The sequence below is a fragment of the Tenacibaculum sp. 190130A14a genome (assembly GCF_964048965.1).
In the GTDB taxonomy this organism is placed as follows: domain Bacteria; phylum Bacteroidota; class Bacteroidia; order Flavobacteriales; family Flavobacteriaceae; genus Polaribacter; species Polaribacter polynesiense.
The window spans coordinates 654,219-675,760 of sequence record NZ_OZ040189.1 but is presented as its reverse complement, the minus strand read 5'-3'; the positions used below and the strand labels follow the sequence as shown (position 1 = coordinate 675,760).

The following is a 21,542-nucleotide window of genomic DNA, read 5'->3' as shown; positions in this document are numbered from 1 at the left end:
ACATAAACAACTTATAAAAAAACTCATCATTAAAAAATGATGAGTTTTTTTATGCTTAATCTTTTCAGTTTATCATTTACTTAACAAATCTATACGTTGCTTTAATTAAAAAAGTATTGTCTAAAGGTTGATTTAATATTCTATTATCTAAACTTCCAAACAATGATCTATTTGGATCTTCTGAACCACTGGTCCCTTGCGACCAAACCAAGAACAACTCTGAACCTGGAATATACTCCCAACGAACGACTAAATTAGAACGGAATTGCACAAATGAAAAATCAGGCTTTCCAAAAGTATAATCTGTTGTCCCATCTGTATTTTCATCTACCTCATATACATCATTTACTAAACTAATTTGATTTGGCTCAAACCAATCTACTCGCTCATTTAAATTCTCAGCTGTAGAATTTCTTACTAAGTTAAAATCCGAATATCTACCTCTAGATATAAATGGCTGACCATAAAATTGAACAGACAAGTTAGGATTGATACTATAGTTCAATCGTAACGTCATAGTTAAAGTCTTTTGATCAATATTTCCCAATATATATTTCATAGCCCCATTATGTTCTAATTGAGTTACATATTGTGTTTTGTTCGGATTCTCATTAAAAGTCGTCTCCAAAGACATATTAAAAGAATCAAATGGTTGGTAGTTCATTCCTAACACATAACGTCTAAAAGCAAAATTATTTTGTTTTGTAGCGCTTTGTACTACTCCTGCTCTAAAACTCACCTTTTTACTCCTATCTGAACCAAAGAAAAGTACTGCAAAATTCTCCTCAGAATATCGCCAACGTGGTCCACCTCTTAAAAAAGTATTGATAAAAATTCTAGGCTTATGACCAAACTCTACTTCAGTCCACCAATTATTAATCCAATTAATATTACCTCTTAATGTATATTCTATTCGATTATAATTCCCTTCAAAATCAAACGCAGAAGATACTCCCATTCTCACATTTGCATCTCTGTAAATCTTAGTAGGGTTTTGCCATAAATAACGAACATTAGCAAACTGTCTTATTTCGTCAGCCTGTCTTAAGAAACCGATATCATTTAACTCCAATTCTGGAGATCTCCAATTCAAACCTCCCCAGTAACGCCAATTTCCTCCTCCTCTTTTTCCACCAAATATTCTTCCCCCCGTTCCTGTTAATGAAGTTCTATTAGGATCTACTTCAACATGACTTGCATCTACTCTTTGAAATAGGTGAGTTAATGATCTCTGTGTAGCTTCAATGGCTTCTTTACTTCCGATAACATGACTGGCTACAAAATCACCTTGAATAAAATAATTTCTATCATCCCATTCATGTCTAAAATCTGCTCCCCCTGTATAGGCCGCTTTCCTTAAACTGGTAATATCACCTAAAGCTCTATTCGTTGCTGTAAATATTCCTCCGATATAAGAGTTTCTGTCATTAAAATCTTTTTGAACCCTAGCCACAAAGTAATTTGTTAAAGGCTCTACTTTTTCTTCTCGCCTCGTTCCATTAGCATCAATCTCGGCATATTCGCTAGAGGTGACACTTTCTAAAATACCAATAGACCATCCATCTCTTGTTTTTCCCGAAAATTTAGCTGCCCCTATTATTGAAGTATTTACTGGAACATCTACATACTCTCCAGAATTTGCATCTGGACTTAGCTGCGGACTTCTTCCAATTCTTCTACTATAAAAAAGATTATCTGGTCCGTTTGCAAATCGAAAATCGAAAATATTTTTGTTCTCTACAAAAAAGGGTCTTTGCTCATTAAAGAAAATTTGAAACCCATCTAAAGCAATAGCTCCAGGGTCTGCTTCTACTTGTCCAAAATCAGGATTGATTGTTAAATCTAAGGTCAAATCATTTGTTATTCCGATTTTAGCATCTAGTCCTCCATTCACTTTAAAATCGCTTCCATCTCTAAATGGATTATTCCCTTCCTTTTCATAAGAATCATATTGTAATACAGTAAACGGTTGTATTTCCAATTGTTTTTGAGACTTTAAGTTTTTCAAACCATGAAGTTCTCCTGCTTCAGAAACAAAACCAGCAACATCGTTTGGTATACGTTGCCATAAAGAGCGTTCTTGCTCTCTAAAGAATTGTCTGATAATATTTAATCCCCAAACTTGCTCTTTGGCCTTACCAAAACGCAGTTGGCTAAATGGAATTTTCATTTCGGCGGTCCAACCTTTATCATCAATAACTGCATCCGTGTACCAAATCGGGTTCCAACTTGCGTCCCAGTTATTTCCATTTCTAGTTACAATTTCTTCTCCTTTTACTCCAGCTGCTGTTGTTGTGAAAACAAATGCTGTTCTTTTATCGTGATAACTATCAATTAACACATTCACCCTATCTCCTGCAAAGCCATCTCTTCTCGACAATCTTCTTTCGATTTTATCCGGTTCTTCATCAAAAGCTCTAATTGCTATGTATAAATATTTATCATCATACCCTATTTTAAACTTGGTTTGATAGGTAGGAGCAACTCCTTCTGTTGGTGCTTTCTGCACAAAATCACCTCCCCATTCAAGTGCTTTCCAACTTTCATCATCTAAAACACCGTCGATTATAGGAGCTGAACTTAACTTATTTGTTGTATAAATTTTCTTGGGAATTAAATTGCTTTCTTGACCATATGATTTTAAAAACAATAATAATGACAATGCATATAAAATATGATGTTTCATTAGGGTAAGGATTGAGTCGTATATGCGAGCAAAGGTAAACGCTGTATTTCTTAATAATATGTTAATTATTCCCTAAAAAAATAAAGAAGAGTTACTATTTGTTAATCAAATAATTAGTTGTACATTTGCACACCTTTTTGAAGGACAAAATTTATTATTAATAAGACAAAAACTAATCGTGTAATTATGAACACATTAAGTTACAAAACAGTATCAGCTAACAAAAGCACTGTAAACAAAGAGTGGGTTGTTGTTGATGCGGACGGGCAAAACTTGGGTCGTTTAGCTTCTAAAGTTGCAAAACTTATTAGAGGTAAGTACAAGCCAAATTTCACTCCTCACGTAGATTGTGGAGACAACGTTGTAGTAATCAACGCTGAAAAAATCAATTTAACTGGTAAAAAGTGGACAGATAAATCTTACATCCGTCACACAGGTTACCCAGGAGGACAAAGATCACTTACTGCTACAGAAATGTTCGAGAAAGATCCTACGAGATTAATCGAAAAAGCAGTAAAAGGTATGTTACCAAAAAACAAATTAGGTAGTGCGTTATTCAGAAATTTATATGTTTACGCAGGAACTGAGCACGGTCAAGAGGCTCAAAAACCTAAAGCTATTAACCTTAACGATCTTAAATAATTATGGAAACTGTACACAAAATAGGTAGAAGAAAAACAGCTGTTGCTCGTGTTTATGTTTCTCAAGGAAGTGGAAACATTACTGTAAACAAAAGAGAGTTAAATAACTATTTTACAACTGCTACTTTACAATATAAAGTAAAGCAACCATTAATGTTAACTGAAAACTTAGAAGCTTTCGATATTAAAGTTAACGTATATGGAGGTGGTGTAACTGGACAAGCTGAAGCAATCCGTTTAGCTATTACTAGAGCTTTAGTTGCAATCAACGAAGAAAACAGAACTGTATTAAAGCCAGAAGGATTATTAACTCGTGACCCTAGAATGGTTGAACGTAAGAAATTCGGTCAGAAGAAAGCACGTAAGAAATTCCAGTTCTCTAAGCGTTAATCGTTTATTAGAGCTGTTATTTATAAGATTATATTATTTATTAACAGTTTAGTATCTAAATATTTCAGACTTAATAACTACTGAAATATTGAAAAAACAGAACGTAAACACATTTATTAAAATGGCAAACATTCAAGAATTATTAGAAAGTGGAGTACACTTCGGTCACTTAACTAGAAAGTGGAACCCAAACATGGCTCCATACATTTATACAGAGCGTAATGGTGTTCACATCATCGATTTGTATAAGACTTCAGCTAAAATTGACGAAGCTTCTGCTGCGTTACAAAAAATAGCTAACTCTGGACGTAAAATCTTATTCGTTGCTACTAAGAAGCAAGCGAAAGATATCGTTGCAGAGCAGGCGAAAGCTGTAAACATGCCTTACATCACTGAAAGATGGCCAGGTGGTATGTTAACTAACTTCGTTACTATCCGTAAAGCCGTAAAGAAAATGGCTTCTATTGATAGAATGAAGCAAGATGGTTCTTTTGACGCATTATCTAAAAGAGAAAAATTACAAATCAACCGTCAACGTGAAAAATTAGAAAAGAATTTAGGTTCTATCTCTGATATGACTCGTTTACCAGGTGCTTTATTTGTAATTGATGTAAAGAAAGAGCACATTGCTGTTGCTGAAGCACAAAAATTAAACATTCCAATCTTTGCAATGGTTGATACAAATTCTGATCCAAGACCGATCGATTTCGTTATCCCTGCAAATGATGACGCTTCTAAATCTATCGACAAAGTATTATCATATGTTACTGGTTCGATTGCTGAAGGTTTAGCTGAAAGAAAAGCTGATAAAGAAAAGGCTAAAGCGGCTAAAGAAACTGAAGCTACTAAAGAAGAAGCAAAATAATTTTAATTTAAAGGTTTCATTACACTGAAGCCTTTATTTTATTTTAATTTTAATCACAACTTAAAAACAAAAATAAAATGGCAATTAAAGCTGCTGACGTAAAAAAATTAAGAGAACTTACCGGAGCTGGTATGATGGATTGTAAGAATGCATTAGTGGAAGCAGAAGGTGATTTTGATAAAGCAATTGAAATTTTACGTAAAAAAGGACAAAAAATCGCTGCTAAAAGAGCAGACCGTGAGTCTACTGAAGGTGTAGCTATTACTAAAATAAGTGATGACAACACATACGGTGTTGCTATCGTTTTAGCTTGTGAAACTGATTTCGTTGCTAAGAATGATTCTTTCAAAGCATTAGCTCAAGAGTTTGTAGACGTAGCATTTACTACTAAAACAAAAGAAGAGTTTTTAGCTGCTAACATTGGTGGTGTATCTGTTGCTGAGAAATTAATCGAGCAAACTGGTGTAATCGGTGAAAAAATCGATATTACTTCTTTCGAAAGAATTGAAGCACCATACGTAGGAGCATATACTCACGTTGGTAAGATTGCTGCTATGGTAGGTTTAACTGCTGCTGTTGATAAAGCTGGAGATTTAACTAAAGATTTAGCTATGCAAGCTGCTTCTATGGGAGCTACTACTTTATCTTATAAAGATTTTGATCCTGCTTACGTTGCTTCTGAAACTGAAGCTAGAATTGCAGCTATCGTTAAAGATAATGAAGAGTTAGTTCGTTTAGGTAAAACTTTAAAGAACGTTCCTCAATTCGTATCTCGTTTACAATTAACTGACGAAGCTTTAGCTCAAGCTGAAGAAGCTGCTAAAGAACAGTTAAAAGCTGAAGGTAAGCCAGAACAAATTTGGGATAAGATCTTACCAGGTAAAATGGAAAGATTTATTTCTGATAACACTACCTTAGATCAAGAGCAGTGTTTATTAGACCAAAAATTCATCAAAGATGAGAAGAAAACTGTTGCTGAATACGTTTCTTCTTATGGTGAAGTAGAGGTTAAAAACTTCGTAAGAGTTACTTTAGGGTAATTTCTTCAAACATAAAATTTAAAAACCATCCTTTTATTGGATGGTTTTTTATGCTTAAAAAAAATTGAATCAAAAAAAATATGTAGTTTTGCACAACTTTCAATAAAATTATGCAATACAAAAGAATCCTTTTAAAATTAAGCGGAGAAGCTCTAATGGGAGACCGTCAGTACGGAATTGACCCAAAAAGATTAAAAGAATACGCCCAAGAAATTAAACAAGTAGTAGACAAAAAGGTAGAAGTTGCCATTGTTATTGGTGGTGGAAATATCTTTAGAGGAGTTGCAGGAGCCAGCAATGGAATGGATCGTGTACAAGGTGATCACATGGGAATGTTAGCCACTTGTATTAATGGGTTAGCTTTGCAAAGTGCTTTAGAAGATGAAGGTATTCATACTCGTTTACAAACTGCTATTGAAATCAAAGAAATTGCAGAACCATATATTAAAAGACGTGCAAACCGTCATTTAGAAAAAGGACGTGTTGTTATTTTTGGTGGAGGAACAGGAAATCCCTATTTTACAACAGATACAGCAGCTGTTTTACGTGCGATTGAGATAAATGCAGATGCCATTTTAAAAGGAACAAGAGTAGACGGTATTTATACGGCAGATCCTGAAAAAGATGAAAATGCTGTTAAATTTGAAAGCATTACATTTAAAGATGTATTAGAAAAAGGCTTAAAAGTAATGGATATGACAGCTTTTACTTTAAGTGAAGAAAATAAACTTCCAATTATTGTTTTCGATATGAATACAAAAGGGAACTTACTAAAGTTAATCTCTGGAGAACAAATTGGAACAATAGTTGATAATCAATAAAACGAAATTACCATTCACGGTTTAAAATATAGTTACAATGGAAGAAATAGATTTTATTTTAGATAGTGCAAAAGAAGCAATGAACAATGCAATCGCACATTTAGAAAAAGAATTACGTAGTATTAGAGCAGGAAAAGCAACACCAGCAATGTTAGCTAATGTAATGGTTGACTATTATGGTTCTCAAACACCTTTAAGTCAAGTTGCAAACGTTAACACCCCAGATGCACGTACTATTTCTATTCAACCTTGGGAGAAAAACATGTTACAAGAAATTGAAAAAGCAATTATGATTGCTAATCTTGGTTTTAACCCAATGAATAATGGAGAAAACATTATGATCAATGTTCCACCATTAACAGAAGAACGTCGTCGTGATTTAGCTAAACAAGCAAAAGCAGAAGCAGAACATGCTAAAGTAGGTGTTCGTAACGCTCGTAAAGATGCCAATAACGAGATTAAAAAAACAGATATTTCTGATGATATGAAAAAAAATGCTGAAGCAGATGTTCAAACATTAACAGACAATTTCGTTAAGGAAATAGATGAAAAATTTACGGTAAAAGAAAAGGAAATTATGACGGTGTAATTTCTTACTACATAACCTTATTGAAAAGAGTGTTTTAAACACTCTTTTTTTCTTTTAATAATAACTATTTATCTACCTTTGCTAAAATTTTTTTTGGATGACTTTTTGGACTAAGATTGCAGGATTTATACTTCGTAACCGTTATATAGTTTTAGCTTTAATTGCTTTAATTACTGCAGCTTTAGTTTCTCAGATAAAATATATGCGCTTCTCTTATACAGAAGCCAACTTACTTCCAAACAATCACGAAGCAAACATACGCTACAACAAGTTTTTAGAAATATTTGGAGAAGAAGGTAATCTTATTATTCTTGGAGTTAAGGATAGCACTATTTTTACTCCAGAAAAGTTTAATGCTTGGAATAAATTAGTCAAAACTTTTGATAGTGTTCCTGAAGTTGATTTTACTGTTTCAATTTCCGATGTAAAACAACTAAAAGCAGACAGAAAGCAACGAAAATTTATTGTTGAACCTCTATTTGATAAACTTCCAACCAACAATGAAGAAGTTGCCAAAATAAAGACGCAACTATTTGAAAAGCTTCCCTTCTATGAAAATCTTCTTTACAATGACAAAGGAACTTTACAAACTGCCATCTATTTAAATAAAGACATTGTAAACACACCGGCAAGAGCAGACTTTATCAACAAGGTGCTTATTTCTAAAATAAAAGCGTTTGAAGCTTCTAACAATATGGATGTTCGTGTATCTGGTATGCCTTACATACGAACTTTAAACTCGCAAAATATTACGAATGAAATGGGAATTTTTGTTGCTGGAGCTTTATTAATTACAGCAATTATTTTCTTTTTCTTTTTCCGCTCCTTCAGAGCTACGTTTATCACACTATTAGTTGTTGGTATTGGTGTGGTTTGGGCCTTTGGGTTTATAGGGTGGTTCCGTTATGAAATTACTGTATTATCTGCATTGATTCCTCCTTTGATTATTGTAATTGGGGTTCCAAATGCGGTCTTTTTAATAAATAAATATCAGCAAGAGGTAAAGAAACACGGAAACCAAGCAAAATCATTACAGCGCGTTATTTCTAAAATTGGAAATGCAACGCTTATGACAAATATTACCACTGCTTCTGGTTTTGCAACCTTTGTATTTGTTAAAAGCCAATTACTACGTGAATTCGGAATCTTAGCGTCAGTAAACATTATAAGTATTTTCATTCTTGCATTACTTATTATTCCAATTCTATACAGTTTCATGCCTCTTCCACAAAAGAAGCATTTAAATCACTTAGAAAAAAGATGGATGGAAGATGTGGTAAACTGGATGGAAAATACCGTTAGAAAACAACGTATAGCCATTTATATTACCACCGTTGTAATTATCATTTTGAGTATGGTAGGTTTATATCAAATTCGTGTTTCTGGTAGTTTAATTGAAGACATGCCGAAAGGAATGCAATTTTACAAGGACATTAAGTTCTTTGAAAGTGAATTTGGTGGAATTATGCCTCTAGAAATTTTAATTGATACCAAAAGAGAAAAAGGAGTAATGAAGCTTTCTACTTTAAAGAAAATGGAAAAGCTGAATGAAACGATTGAAACCTTTCCTGAGCTTTCAAAACCTATCTCGGTTACTAACTTAGTAAAATATTCTAAACAGGCCTATTATAAAGGAAATCCGAAATATTATCAATTACCAACTAGCCAAGAGAAAACATACATTTTTGCCTTTACTAAAAATTCCAATAGTGATTCAGGAATGTTGAAAAATTTTGTTGACTCCACTGGTCGTTATGCTCGTATTACTACCTTCATGAAAGATATTGGTACTGATAAAATGGATATCATCCAAGAACGTTTAAATGCTGTTATAAAAAAGCAGTTTCCAGACAACAAGTACGAAATCTCTATGACAGGTAAGGCTTTAGTTTTCTTAAAAGGAACTAATTATCTTATTAAAAACTTAGTTATTTCATTATCGCTAGCTATTGTATTAATTTCTATTTTCATGGCTTGGATGTTTAGATCTCCACAAATGATTTTGATTTCATTAATACCAAACATGCTTCCTTTATTAATGACCGCTGGATTAATGGGATTCTTTGACATCCCTATTAAACCATCTACAATTTTAGTGTTCAGTATTGCCTTTGGTATTTCTGTAGATGATACGATACACTTCTTAGCTAAATACCGTCAAGAACTCCTTGCCAATAATTGGAGAATCAAACCTGCTGTGTATGCTGCATTAAGAGAAACTGGAGTAAGTATGTTTTACACTTCCATTGTACTTTTCTTTGGATTCTTAGTGTTTACTGTTTCTAGTTTTGGTGGTACTATAGCCTTAGGGGGCTTAGTTTCTGTGACCCTTTTATTAGCAATGGTTTCAAACCTATTGTTATTACCTTCTCTCCTATTATCATTTGAGAAAAAAATAGCTAATAAAAAGGTATTAAAAGAAACTAACTTTAAAATTTTGCCTCCAAAAGAAGACAAATAAAAGTTTACGGCTTATTTATAACTCTTCATTGCTCAATTCTTTGTAATAAAGTATCTTTGCGTTTCAATTTTTTAAAAAGATGAAAAGAAGTAGCGTTAAAGAATTATTACATTCTGATAAGATTTTACAAGAAGTACATGTAAAAGGATGGGTTAGAACTTTTAGAAGCAATCGTTTTATTGCTCTAAATGATGGTTCTACAATTAATAATATTCAATGTGTTGTAGATTTCGAAAACACTGATGAAGCACTTCTAAAGAGAATAAATACTGGAGCTGCAGTAAGTATTACTGGTACTTTAGCTGAAAGTCAAGGTAAAGGACAATCAGTAGAAATCCAAGTAAGCAACTTAGAAATATTAGGAGATTCTAATCCAGAAGAATATCCAATACAACCAAAAAGACATAGTTTTGAATTTTTACGTGAAAATGCACACTTAAGAGTTCGTACTAATACATTTAGTGCTGTAATGCGTTTACGTTCGGCATTATCATTTGCGGTACATCAATATTTCCAGAAAAATGGTTTTTACTATGTAAACACCCCTATTATTACTGGATCTGATGCTGAAGGTGCTGGAGAAATGTTTAGTGTAACTTCTTTTGAAGCAAACAAAGCTCCTTTAAAAGAAGACGGCACTATTGATTATAGTCAAGACTTTTTTGGTAAAGAAACCAATTTGACTGTTTCTGGACAATTAGAAGCTGAAACATATGCAATGGCTTTAGGAAAGGTATATACTTTTGGACCTACATTTAGAGCAGAAAACTCTAACACTACACGCCATTTAGCTGAGTTTTGGATGATTGAACCTGAGGTTGCATTTAACGACTTAGATGCTAATATGGATTTATCGGAAGACTTTATTAAAGACGTTTTACAATATGTTTTAGATAACTGTCAAGATGATTTAGCGTTTTTAGACAATCGTTTAGCACAAGAAGAAAAAACGAAACCACAAGCACAACGTAGCGAAATGGGATTAATTGAACGTTTAAAGTTTGTTGTTGAAAACAACTTTAAACGAGTTTCTTATACAGAGGCAATAGATATTTTACGTAACTCTAAGCCAAACAAAAAGAAAAAATTCCAGTTTCCTGTAAACGAATGGGGAGTAGATTTACAATCTGAGCATGAGCGTTATTTAGTTGAAAAACATTTCAAATGTCCAGTAATTTTATTTGATTATCCAGCAAACATTAAAGCTTTTTACATGCGTCTAAATGAAGATGGTAAGACTGTGCGTGCTATGGATGTTTTATTCCCTGGTATTGGTGAAATGGTTGGAGGTTCTCAAAGAGAAGAACGTTTAGATGTTTTAAAAGAAAAAATGGCTGCTTTAGATATTCCTGAAGAAGAATTATGGTGGTATTTAGATACTCGTAAATTTGGAACAGCAGTACATTCTGGTTTCGGTTTAGGCTTTGAACGTTTGGTATTATTTACAACTGGTATGAGTAATATTAGAGATGTAATTCCATTCCCGAGAACACCACAAAACGCAGAGTTTTAAAAAAATCATAAAATATATAGATTACAATCGTCATTCCTTTAGAATGGCGATTTTTTTATAGGGCTATTTCCTATATTTGTATTTATGCTAAAACAAAGTTTACATCAAAAATTACTTCAGAAGTTATCACCGCAGCAAATTCAGCTAATGAAGCTGATTCAGTTGCCTACACAAGCTTTTGAAGAGCGTTTGAAACAAGAAATAGAAGAAAATCCAGCACTTGATACTGGTAAAGAAGAAGGAGATAATTTTGAAGATTCTTTAGTGAACGATACCGATTATGATGATGCAGGGAGTGAAAAGATAGATGCTGAAGACATTAATATAGATGAATATTTGAGTGATGATGAGTATCCTAGTTACAAAACTCAGGCTAACAATTATTCTTCAGATGATGATGAAAAACAAGTCCCTTATGCAGCTGGAACTACCTTTCATCAATCTTTAAAAAATCAATTAAACACCTTTAGAATTAATGACGAAGAGCGTTCTATTGCTGAATTTTTAGTTGGTAGTATTGATGATAGTGGTTACATTCGTCGCGAAGTAATTGATTTAGTAGATGATTTAGCTTTCACCCAAAACGTGTTTACTTCAGAAGAAAAAGTTGTAAAAATTCTTACTGAAGTTGTTCAAAAACTAGATCCTATTGGGGTTGGTGCAAGAGATTTAAAAGAATGTCTTATCATTCAATTAAACGCAAAAAAAAGTACGGTTAGTAGAGATTTAGCTATTCATATTTTAGAGGAAGCCTTTGACCATTTCGTCAAAAAACACTACAAGAAACTTTTAGATAAGTTTGCTATTAACGAAGAACAACTAAAAGAAGCAATTACTGAGATTAGCAAACTTAATCCGAAACCAGGGAGTTCTTATGCAGGAAACAATAAAATTGCAGAACAAATCGTTCCAGATTTTACTATTCGTATCCTTGAAGGACAATTAGAACTAACTTTAAATTCTCGCAACGCACCAGAGCTTCATGTATCTCGAGAGTATAATAATATGCTTAAAGGATATCAAGATTCCAAAGATAAAAGTAAGGCTCAAAAAGATGCTGTGCTCTTTATAAAACAAAAATTAGATGCAGCAAAATGGTTTATAGATGCTATTAAACAGCGACAACAAACATTATTGGTAACTATGAATGCTATTATGCATCATCAACAAGAATATTTCTTAACTGGTGATGAGCGTAAGTTAAAACCGATGATTTTAAAAGATATTGCAGATGAAATTGAAATGGATGTATCTACTGTTTCACGTGTAGCAAACAGCAAATATGTCTCTACTCCTTATGGTACTAAACTTATAAAAGAGTTTTTCTCTGAATCTATGAAAAATGATCAAGGGGAAGATGTTTCTACAAGGGAAATTAAGAAAATATTAGAAAATGTTATCTCTGAAGAGGACAAAAGAAAACCGCTTACAGATGAAAAACTATCGAAACTTTTAAAAGAAAAAGGATATCCGATTGCAAGGAGAACAGTTGCCAAATACCGTGAACAACTAGATATTCCAGTTGCAAGATTAAGAAAGGAAATTTAATGAACTGGCAAAAACTTATATCAACAGTTTTGCATCCTATAGTTATGCCTACTATAGGCTTATTGCTTTTTCTACTCATAAGTGATCTTAGACTTAATCAGGAGCAAAAATTGGTAATTTTTAGTATTGTATTTATAGCAACCTATATTATTCCATTATTACTACTCATTTTACTGAAAGGTTTTGGACTCATAAAATCCTATCAAGTAAGTACTATTAATGAACGAAAAATACCATTATTTTTAATGACGGTACTTTTCTTTTCTTTAGGAAAAATGTTAATGGGACTACCTATGATTCGTGATTTTGCACTCCTTTTTTATGGTACTATGATTAGCTTAATTATAGTGTACTTTTTGTTTCTCTTTAAAATTAAGTCAAGCTTACATCTCTTATCTATGGGAGCTAGTATAAGTTTTTTCCTACTTATAGACGCATTTAACCAACGTTCAATCATTTTTAGTATTGTGGTACTATTATTTGTTTTAAGTGGAATATTAGGTAGAGCAAGACTTGATTTAAAAGCTCATACAGTACCAGAAATTTACATTGGTTTTTTTCTAGGATTTATAGGACAAGTTATTGCCTTTTCCTTTTTATAGAAGATAAAAACTAAGCCCTAATTTCAATACTTTAGTATCAATTGTCTGGCCATTCAACGTTGCGTTCTTAAACAAAGGAGATATCCCGTAAGAAACATAAAAATTAAACGTTCCGTAACCGGCCGATAAAGTCAATGCTGTTTGCCAATTATTAAAATTAGCAACATTAGTAACTCTGCTGGTTACTCCGTTAGTAGTATTGGTAAATCCATTGTAAAAATTATAACGCACTACTAAACCAGCATAAACTCTCCAAAACGAGTAAGTCACTGCGTCTGAAGTTCTCCATCTCAACTGTATTGGTAACTCCAAATTATGTAATCTAAACACATTAGAAGTAGATTGCGCATCAACTTCAAAAGATATTGTACTATTATTTTGAACTAGCTTCAAACTGTGATTAAATGAATCATAGCTATAACCTAGCCCTATTCCAAATGCATAATTACCCTGTTTACTCAATGGAATATCTTTTATGTAGCCAGCTGAAACACCATATGAAAACCCACTGCTATTAACTCCGTTTGGTTGACCCGTTAATACATTGTAACTAACATTCATATACAATTGATCCTCTAAATAGCGATCTCCCAATTGTAAAGAATCTTTTTGAGCAACAACATTCATTCCCCAAAAAACACAAAATAAAATGATTATTTTTTTCATCATAACTATAACGTAAAAATAAGGTATTTTGTATAAAAAAAGAGCAATCTATTCGATTGCTCTTTTTTATATTTAAGTAATATATCCTTTACTTCTTAATTGCGCTACCCTTGTGAGTTGATAAACTTAATTTAAGAGCATTTACATCTCTTAATTTCTCACGGATATCTGCTAAAGTACCATAGCTAGATTCTTTATCTGCTTTGATAGAAGTAGTCATAAATGGAATTTCAGCTTCAGAAACATTCTCTCTTTCTCTAAAGATAAAAGCTGGAACCTCATCTGGTGTTCCTATTTTATCATTTAACTGAATTCTATTAAAACTTGTTCCATACTTAGCGTCTTTAGCTTTACCAACATATATTGTGCTTACTAAACTTTTACGCTCTAGTTTCTTAACTTCAGTAGCACTAGGTAAACGAGGAGCATCGATTTGTAAATCTGTTTCTCTCATTGTTGTAGTTACCATGAAGAAGAATAATAACATAAAAACAATATCTGGTAAAGATGCCGTCGATACCGCTGGTAATCCTTTTTTCTTCTTTTTAAACTTAGACATTCTTAAATTGTTTTATATTATTGAACACTTGTTGGATCTGTATCAGAAATAATTTGAGGGTAACTATTTTTAATATCCTCAACCTTTTTCTTTAAATCATCATCCTTTCTGTTAGATGCTTTAAAAGCTTCTTCTAACTCAATAAAACTCATTCCGTATTTCTCTTGACTTAAGCGGTTACGTAACTCAGCATTTGCTCTAAGAATTTCATTTCTTACAGCTACATAAATTCCGTACTCAGTACCTCTATCACTTTCAATAGAAATTACAGCTTTATTTGGGTGATCTGAAGACTCAGGGTCTTTATTTCCTTTACAGTAATCACATTCTTTACCTTTATCTTCTCCTGGAGCTGGATTTCCAAGACCTCCTCCGTTATCCATAAAACTAATGGCAGCATCTTTAAGATCCTTTAATTCCATTACTTGATTATCTACAAATAACTGATTATTACGGTTGATACTAATTTCAAAGATGTTTTTCTCTTTGATTTTAATATCTGGTGGAGTTTCAACTTTTTCAGGAAGTTTTACTGAAACTCCTGAATCAACATCCATTGTGGTTGTTACTAGGAAAAAGATAAGTAGCAAGAAGGCAATATCTGCCATAGAACCTGCATTAATTTCTGGGTTTTCTCTTCTTGCCATATTTTCTTATGATTTAACTAATCCTTTTAATAAATCCCAAACAAAGAATACCATTCCAATAGCTCCTAAAATCAAGCTATAAGTAATTCCTGTTCCTACCCATTTAGAAGTTGCACCTGCTTCACCATCTTTTACTAATGCTCCTTGTGCGTCATATACTGCTGCATCCGATGCTGTAAAATAAGCAACTAACAATACTACTCCTAATACTACTAATCCTAATAACGTCTTCTTTAAAGCCGCTGGATTTTTCATTAAACTAAATAACGACAATGCTACAGCTACAACAACTGTTGCTACTAATAATACATAAGCAACATTTACCATAAAGCCAGCTGCGCTATCCATTTCTGGTGTTTTTTCTTCAGCACCAGCTACCATCACGAAACCAACTATTCCAAGAATAGCAATAATCGCAACAACAACTTTTAATAACTTATTCATAAATGTTTCTTATTTTTTATACTTAGCTAATAAATCGATTAAAGAAATTGAAGCATCTTCCATGTTGTTTACGATACTATCAATTTTAGAGATAATGTAGTTATAAAAAATTTGTAAGATAATTGCTACAACTAAACCAAATACAGTAGTTAAAAGTGCTACTTTAATACCACCTGCTACTACCGCTGGAGAGATATCATTTGCTACTGCAATCGCGTCGAATGCTCCAATCATACCGATTACCGTACCCATGAATCCTAACATTGGTGCTAATGCGATAAATAAAGAAATCCAAGAAACGTTTTTCTCTAATAATCCCATTTGTACACCACCATATCCTACTACAGCTTTCTCAGCAGCTTCTAAACTTTCATCAGCTCTTTCTAATCCTTGATAAAAAATCGAAGCAACAGGACCTTTTGTATTTCTACATACTTCTTTAGCAGCCTCTACTCCACCTGAACTTAAAGCGTCGTCTACACTAGCAACTAATTTCTTAGTGTTAGTAGTAGCCATGTTTAAATAGATGATTCTTTCAATAACAATAGCTAAACCTAAAATTAAAGCTACTAATACAATCCCCATGAATACAGGACCTCCTTCAATAAAACGTTGCTTTAACTCTTGGCGAAAAGTTTTAGTCGACTCAGCTGCTTCTTGAGCTTGTACAGATTGAATAGCTCCTAAAAACATAAATCCTGTAATTGATAGGATATTTACTACTTTTTTCATTTTGTTATAATTAATTTTAAATAGTTAACGGGTTAAAAATACAAATTTTACTATGAAAAAACGGAAAAAAATAACTTTTAGCATAGTTTTTACACTCTCGTTAATTTTTTCGCAAATTTTCAGAGTGCCAAATAACAAAAAAATGTTGGGACATTAAAAAAAAACATAGAGTATTTAACGTATTCCTGCTTTTTTAGTAGAAAACCAGTCTTTTACCCCTGTTTTCATAACGTTAATTTTACATTAATTCGTTATTTCACCTCTTAACGATGTCTCAAAATAGCGTTTAAAATCTTCTTTTGACAATTTTTCTCCCAATAAATACATCATTTTTGCCACGGCTGTTTCTGTTGTGATGTCTTTTCCATCAATTACTCCAAGGCTTTTTAACGCTGAACTTGTTTCATAATGCCCTAAAATAACACTCCCTCCAGCACATTGTGTTACATTCACAATAAACACTCCTTGTGCAATACAGTCTTTTAGAAACATCAAAAACCATTCCTTTGTCGGTGCATTTCCTGCTCCATAAGTTTCAATTATCAAACCTTTTAACCCAGGGATACTCAAATAGGCACGAACTACCTTCTCTGTAATTCCCGGAAACAGTTTTAAAATGGCTATATTATTGTCTAAATTCTTTCTAAATATAAGCTTGTCACCATTTTTACTAGGATCCAATAATAAATGATGATTAAAGTTCAAATGCACTCCACTTTCAGCTATAGGAGGATAATTCATTGAAGTAAATGCTTCAAATTGTTCTGCATTTATTTTAGTAGTACGGTTTGCTCGATACAATTTATACTCAAAATACAATCCTACCTCCTTAACTATAGGTTCTTCTTCGTTATAAGCTGAAGCTATTTCGATAGAAGTAATTAAATTTTCTTTTGCATCTGTACGTAGATGACCTATAGGCAATTGAGATCCCGTAAAAATCACCGGTTTTTTTAGATTCTCAAACATAAAACTAATTGCCGATGAAGTATACGACATCGTATCTGAACCTGTTAGCACCACGAATCCGTCAAACTTCTCATAGTTATTAGCAATAATCTCTGCGATGTTTACATAATAATCAATATTCATATTTGAAGAATCGATGGGTTCTTCAAAAGAGATTGTAGATATATTACAGTTTAATAACTTTAATTCTGGAATTTTCTCTAATATCTGACTAAAATCAAACGCTTTCAATGCTCCTGTTTGATAATCTTTTACCATACCAATGGTTCCGCCAGTATATACTATAAGTATTTCAGGTTTTCTTGTCATTTTGACACTTATTTCTATTGTATTATTATTTGGAATAATTTATGTTGTAAATTTATCAAAGAAAAATAAGATTAAGAACTAAAAAACATAATTATGGCAATAGGTTTGGAATACTATATAATTATTGGTGCTATCTCTTTATTTAGCTGGATAGTTAGCAATACATTAAAAAGAAAATTTAAAAAATATTCTAAGGTTCGTTTAAGAAATCAAATGAGTGGTGCTGAGATTGCTGAAAAAATGCTAGCAGACCATGGAATTAGTGATGTACAAGTAATTTCTACACCTGGAATGTTAACAGATCATTACAACCCAAGAAACAAAACGGTTAATTTAAGTGAAGGAGTTTACAACCAAAGAAATGCAGCAGCTGCAGCGGTGGCTGCCCATGAGGTTGGACATGCAGTTCAACACGCTAGAGCTTATAAATGGTTAGAAATGCGTTCAAATCTTGTACCTATGGTAAGTGTTTCCTCTAAGTTTTCGCAATATTTAGTAATGGGAGGTTTAATCTTAGGAGCTACGTCTAGTTTAGGTTATTGGGTTTTAGCTGCTGGTGTTTTCTTAATGGGTATAGCAACACTATTTAGTTTTGTTACACTTCCTGTTGAATACGATGCAAGCAACAGAGCTTTAACTTGGTTAGAGAACAAACATATTGTTACCCGTGAAGAGTTAGCTGGTTCAAAAGATGCTTTAAAATGGGCTGCCAGAACCTATTTAGTTGCTGCGCTAGGTTCTTTAGCAATGCTATTATACTGGGTAATGAGATTACTCGCTGCCAATAGAGATTAACATACCTTATCAAATTAAAATTAAAAGCTTCAGAAAAATTTCTGAAGCTTTTTTGTTAGGTTCATTTTTTTAAAACGTCTAAAAGTCAAAATATTAACTTCCTATACATGAGAAAAATTTGTTTCAGTTTTGTAGTGCTTTGGCTGTGCATTGGAAGTCTGTATTCTCAAAACATGACTCCTACCAAATTAAATAATGTTTTAACAAGTGTTAGTGACAGTATAATACAACTGAACAATCAGTGGAAGTTTTCTATAAAAGGAGTCCCTTTTATTTGTATTGCCGATTCTACTCACAATAGAATGAGAATTATTTCTCCAATAGCTCATAGCAATAAATTAACGGAAGAGTTAAAAACTGCTTCTTTGATAGCTAATTTCCATACTGCTTTAGATGTTAAATATGCTATTACCGATGATATTTTATGGTCTGTATTCATTCATCCTTTAAAGGAACTTTCAGAAGCACAATTATTAGATGCCATGAGTCAAGTTTACTATGCCAACGTTACTTTTGGAACAACTTTCTCTAGCACTGCACTCGTTTTTCCTGGTAAAAAACCCAAACCCAAACCACCAATTCAAAAGAATAAAAACTTAATTAATAAAATATAACCCCATTCCCTTTCATTGTATTCAGGTAAAGTGTTTCTAAAAAATAGAAGCACTTTATTTTTTTAGGCAACCAATTCTTTTTAGAAAGCGTCTCACTTCATAGAAACAATATACAATCTAGTTCATCGGGATTTTATCCCGATTCAACAGATTATCGTTTCCTAGCTACTATTAATGAAGCACTTTTGAAGTGTTATTCGTAAAAAAAGAATTAATATGAAATCTACAATTACTACATTCTTAATTTTCCTTTGGGGTATTTCAATGTCTGCACAACACAATATTACAGGGAAAATCACTGATCAAAACAACGAGGCTATTCCTTATGCCAATGTCATTTTAAAAACTATTAACTCTAATAGTTCATTGAAAGGAGCAGTTACCAATGAAAATGGTCACTATACTTTTGAGAACTTAAAAACCAACACCTATCAAATAGAAGTTTCGGTTTTAGGGTTTCAAATTGAAAAAACCCAAGAATTTGATTTAAATGGTAATAAAACATTTAACTTCAAATTAAAAGAAGAAAACCAAACCTTAAACGAAGTAGTTATCAAATCTAAAAGACCTATTATTAAACAAACGGCTGAAAAACTTATTGTTGATTTAGAAAAAACAGAAATGGTAAATACCAGCCTACAAGACATTATGAGAAAAGTACCTGGTGTTTTAGTTACCAACAACGGAATTTCTATTGCAGGTAAAAGCGGTGTTAGAATTCTGATCAATGGAAAAACAACAGAATATATGGATGTCGATACGTTGTTACGAGATTTCCCTGCAGATAACATTGCTAAAGTAGAAGTGGTTGAGCAACCTGGTGCCGAATATGACGCTTCTGGATCTGGAGCTGTGATTAATATTATATTAAAGAAAAATGTTCGTTTAGGAACTCACGGAAGTCTTACAGGATGGATTGGTGAAGATGAAGGCTTCGAATATGGCACAAGAGCATCTATTGCTAGTTATAAAAACAAACTAAACTGGCAAACAAGTATTAGTCAATCCAAACCAACATGGAGAGATGATTTATTCTTGGTAAGAACAGTAGGTAATGAAACTTACGACCAAACCACAAGAGAACCTTACGACCCAAGTAGACTTACATTCAGCGGGAACTTAGATTATTATATAAATGATGATCACTCTATAGGTATTGGAGGTCGATGGAATAAAAGAGAATCTAACAGAACAACTACCAGTAAAACAATTATCTCTGACCCTACGAATACAGATGTATTGTTTTCTGAAAATGTTTTTGATCGAGATCGAGTTGACTTCAACATTAATCCTTACTATGAATATAAAACAGATACAGATAGGTTAATCATTGACTTTAATTATATCGATTATAAAAATGATAATACCAACACTTTATCAGATGTTATGGGAAGTACTGTTGATTTTACAGACAGAAGATATTTACAAGATGGAAAATATACCATTAAAACTTATAAAGCTGATTATAACAAAACTTTTTCTGATAATTTCAAGTTAAGTTTTGGAAGTAAATATTCTCAAGTAAACACAAATAATGATTTAAAGTCATATCTAGAAAACACTTCTGGAGGGTTTGAATTAGATCAAGATAACAGCAGTAAGTTTTTAGTCGATGAAACAATTCTGGCGATTTATTCTAAAATAAATGCAACTACTGGAAAATGGTCTTTTTCTGCTGGTTTACGTTATGAGGATAGCAAAACAAATGGAACATCTATTTTTATGAAAGACGGATCCTTAACAACAGAAGTTAAGAAGCGTCCAATTAGCAAACTTTTTCCAAGCGCCTCAATTAGCAGAAAGATTACCGATCAAATAGGTGCAAGTATCTCTTATAGCTATAGAATACAAAGACCTTCCTACAACAGTTTAAATTCTTTTCAAGAGTTTTTGGATCCTTTTTCGGCAGGAGAAGGAAACCCTAACCTTAAACCAGCATTTACCAATAATTATCAATTCAATTTGACCTACGATGGACAACCATTTTTTACCGTAGGTTACAGTAAGACAAACGATGTTATTTTCGATTTAATCAAACAAAACAATACCACTGCTCAAATTAGACAACAAGCAGTAAACGTAGAGAACTTCACCAACTGGAACTTTAGATTATTTGGACCTCTAAGCTTTATTAAAAATGTAGAAGGATATACTGGTTTTATAGTGAATAGAAATAGTTATAACTCTGCGATACATGGAGTAGACTTATCTAAATGGAATCTGTTTTGGTTTATTCAAGCCAATTATAAACTTCCTTGGGATGTAAACTTTGAGTTGAGCGGAAATTACGGAACTGGTGCCTTAGAAGGACAAATTGATGTTCAATGGTTAGCCGGATTAGATTTCTCTTTTGGAAAAAAGTTTTTAGACGATAAATTAAAAGTAAACTTAGGATTCAATAAAATGTTGAATCGAGGATTTAACGGAACTATCGACTATGGAAATGGTACTGCACAAGTTGAAAGTAATGGGTCACGACAAAATGTTCAACTAAGATTAACCTATAGTTTTGGCTCTAAATTCGGAAAGAAAAAATCGAGACGTAATTCTTCTAGAGATGAAGAAAACAGAATCGATGATACTAATTAATTTCTTTTACATTTGTTTTCATCACGACATCACATGCTATAACATGTGATGTCTATCTAAAA

20 protein-coding genes are annotated in these 21,542 nt (G+C 32.7%); 13 read left to right on the top strand and 7 right to left on the bottom strand.

Going from position 1 to position 21,542, the window contains the following annotated elements; genetic code table 11:
* Positions 1-76 precede the first annotated feature (76 nt).
* Positions 77-2,686, bottom strand: coding sequence for a DUF5916 domain-containing protein (locus ABNT22_RS03290; protein WP_348716524.1), 2,610 nt, complete (start codon positions 2,684-2,686; stop codon positions 77-79).
* Positions 2,687-2,872: 186 nt separating this feature from the next.
* Between ABNT22_RS03290 and rplM the strand changes: the two genes are divergently transcribed.
* The 10 genes from rplM (at position 2,873) to ABNT22_RS03240 (ending at position 13,156) form a co-directional block, all read left to right on the top strand.
* Positions 2,873-3,328 carry a 50S ribosomal protein L13 gene (rplM, locus tag ABNT22_RS03285; protein WP_299108140.1) on the top strand — a complete coding sequence of 152 codons (456 nt, stop codon included), beginning with the start codon at positions 2,873-2,875 and terminating at the stop codon, positions 3,326-3,328.
* Positions 3,329-3,330: 2 nt separating this feature from the next.
* The gene (gene rpsI, locus ABNT22_RS03280) at positions 3,331-3,717 is read left to right on the top strand and encodes a 30S ribosomal protein S9 (protein ID WP_348716522.1); all 387 of its coding nucleotides are present in this window, start codon (positions 3,331-3,333) and stop codon (positions 3,715-3,717) included.
* Between the two features lie 121 nt (positions 3,718-3,838).
* Complete coding sequence (rpsB, locus tag ABNT22_RS03275; RefSeq protein WP_299108144.1) at positions 3,839-4,582, top strand: 30S ribosomal protein S2; 744 nt, start codon at positions 3,839-3,841, stop codon at positions 4,580-4,582.
* Positions 4,583-4,659: 77 nt separating this feature from the next.
* Positions 4,660-5,622: a translation elongation factor Ts gene (gene tsf, locus ABNT22_RS03270; protein WP_348716520.1), complete on the top strand. Its 963-nt coding sequence runs from the start codon at positions 4,660-4,662 to the stop codon at positions 5,620-5,622.
* Between the two features lie 110 nt (positions 5,623-5,732).
* Complete coding sequence (gene pyrH, locus ABNT22_RS03265; protein ID WP_348716518.1) at positions 5,733-6,443, top strand: UMP kinase; 711 nt, start codon at positions 5,733-5,735, stop codon at positions 6,441-6,443.
* A gap of 37 nt (positions 6,444-6,480) precedes the next feature.
* Entirely contained in the window at positions 6,481-7,032 is a 552-nt protein-coding gene (gene frr / locus ABNT22_RS03260) for a ribosome recycling factor (protein WP_348716516.1), read from the top strand.
* A 97-nt stretch (positions 7,033-7,129) separates the two neighbouring features.
* Entirely contained in the window at positions 7,130-9,493 is a 2,364-nt protein-coding gene (locus ABNT22_RS03255; protein WP_348716515.1) for an efflux RND transporter permease subunit, read from the top strand.
* Between the two features lie 79 nt (positions 9,494-9,572).
* Positions 9,573-11,006: an asparagine--tRNA ligase gene (gene asnS / locus ABNT22_RS03250; protein ID WP_348716513.1), complete on the top strand. Its 1,434-nt coding sequence runs from the start codon at positions 9,573-9,575 to the stop codon at positions 11,004-11,006.
* 84 nt (positions 11,007-11,090) lie between these two features.
* The gene (gene rpoN / locus ABNT22_RS03245) at positions 11,091-12,554 is read left to right on the top strand and encodes an RNA polymerase factor sigma-54 (RefSeq protein ID WP_348716512.1); all 1,464 of its coding nucleotides are present in this window, start codon (positions 11,091-11,093) and stop codon (positions 12,552-12,554) included.
* Positions 12,554-13,156 carry a hypothetical protein gene (locus ABNT22_RS03240; RefSeq protein ID WP_348716510.1) on the top strand — a complete coding sequence of 201 codons (603 nt, stop codon included), beginning with the start codon at positions 12,554-12,556 and terminating at the stop codon, positions 13,154-13,156. Before rpoN ends, ABNT22_RS03240 begins: the two co-directional genes overlap by 1 nt.
* Here the strand turns inward: ABNT22_RS03240 and ABNT22_RS03235 are convergent.
* From ABNT22_RS03235 to ABNT22_RS03210, 6 genes are all read right to left on the bottom strand, one after another.
* Entirely contained in the window at positions 13,151-13,825 is a 675-nt protein-coding gene (locus tag ABNT22_RS03235) for a porin family protein (protein WP_348716508.1), read from the bottom strand. The genes ABNT22_RS03240 and ABNT22_RS03235 overlap by 6 nt on opposite strands.
* An 85-nt stretch (positions 13,826-13,910) precedes the next feature.
* Entirely contained in the window at positions 13,911-14,381 is a 471-nt protein-coding gene (locus ABNT22_RS03230; protein WP_348716506.1) for a biopolymer transporter ExbD, read from the bottom strand.
* 17 nt (positions 14,382-14,398) lie between these two features.
* Positions 14,399-15,028, bottom strand: a complete 630-nt coding sequence (locus ABNT22_RS03225; protein ID WP_348716505.1) for a biopolymer transporter ExbD — start codon at positions 15,026-15,028, stop codon at positions 14,399-14,401.
* 6 nt (positions 15,029-15,034) lie between these two features.
* A complete protein-coding gene (locus tag ABNT22_RS03220; protein WP_348716503.1) occupies positions 15,035-15,472 on the bottom strand; it encodes a hypothetical protein in 438 nt (145 codons plus the stop codon).
* A 9-nt stretch (positions 15,473-15,481) separates the two neighbouring features.
* The gene (locus ABNT22_RS03215; protein WP_299108170.1) at positions 15,482-16,204 is read right to left on the bottom strand and encodes a MotA/TolQ/ExbB proton channel family protein; all 723 of its coding nucleotides are present in this window, start codon (positions 16,202-16,204) and stop codon (positions 15,482-15,484) included.
* A gap of 243 nt (positions 16,205-16,447) precedes the next feature.
* Positions 16,448-17,482, bottom strand: a complete 1,035-nt coding sequence (locus ABNT22_RS03210; protein ID WP_348716500.1) for an asparaginase — start codon at positions 17,480-17,482, stop codon at positions 16,448-16,450.
* Between the two features lie 93 nt (positions 17,483-17,575).
* On the opposite strand from ABNT22_RS03210, the gene ABNT22_RS03205 reads away from it, so the two are divergent.
* The 3 genes from ABNT22_RS03205 to ABNT22_RS03195 all read left to right on the top strand — a co-directional run bounded on the left by ABNT22_RS03205 (position 17,576) and on the right by ABNT22_RS03195 (position 21,480).
* Positions 17,576-18,277 (top strand): zinc metallopeptidase, encoded by a 702-nt coding sequence (locus tag ABNT22_RS03205; RefSeq protein WP_348716498.1) that lies wholly within the window; start codon positions 17,576-17,578, stop codon positions 18,275-18,277.
* 107 nt (positions 18,278-18,384) lie between these two features.
* Positions 18,385-18,891 carry a hypothetical protein gene (locus ABNT22_RS03200; protein ID WP_348716496.1) on the top strand — a complete coding sequence of 169 codons (507 nt, stop codon included), beginning with the start codon at positions 18,385-18,387 and terminating at the stop codon, positions 18,889-18,891.
* A 216-nt stretch (positions 18,892-19,107) separates the two neighbouring features.
* Entirely contained in the window at positions 19,108-21,480 is a 2,373-nt protein-coding gene (locus ABNT22_RS03195; protein WP_348716494.1) for an outer membrane beta-barrel protein, read from the top strand.
* Positions 21,481-21,542: the final 62 nt, after the last annotated feature.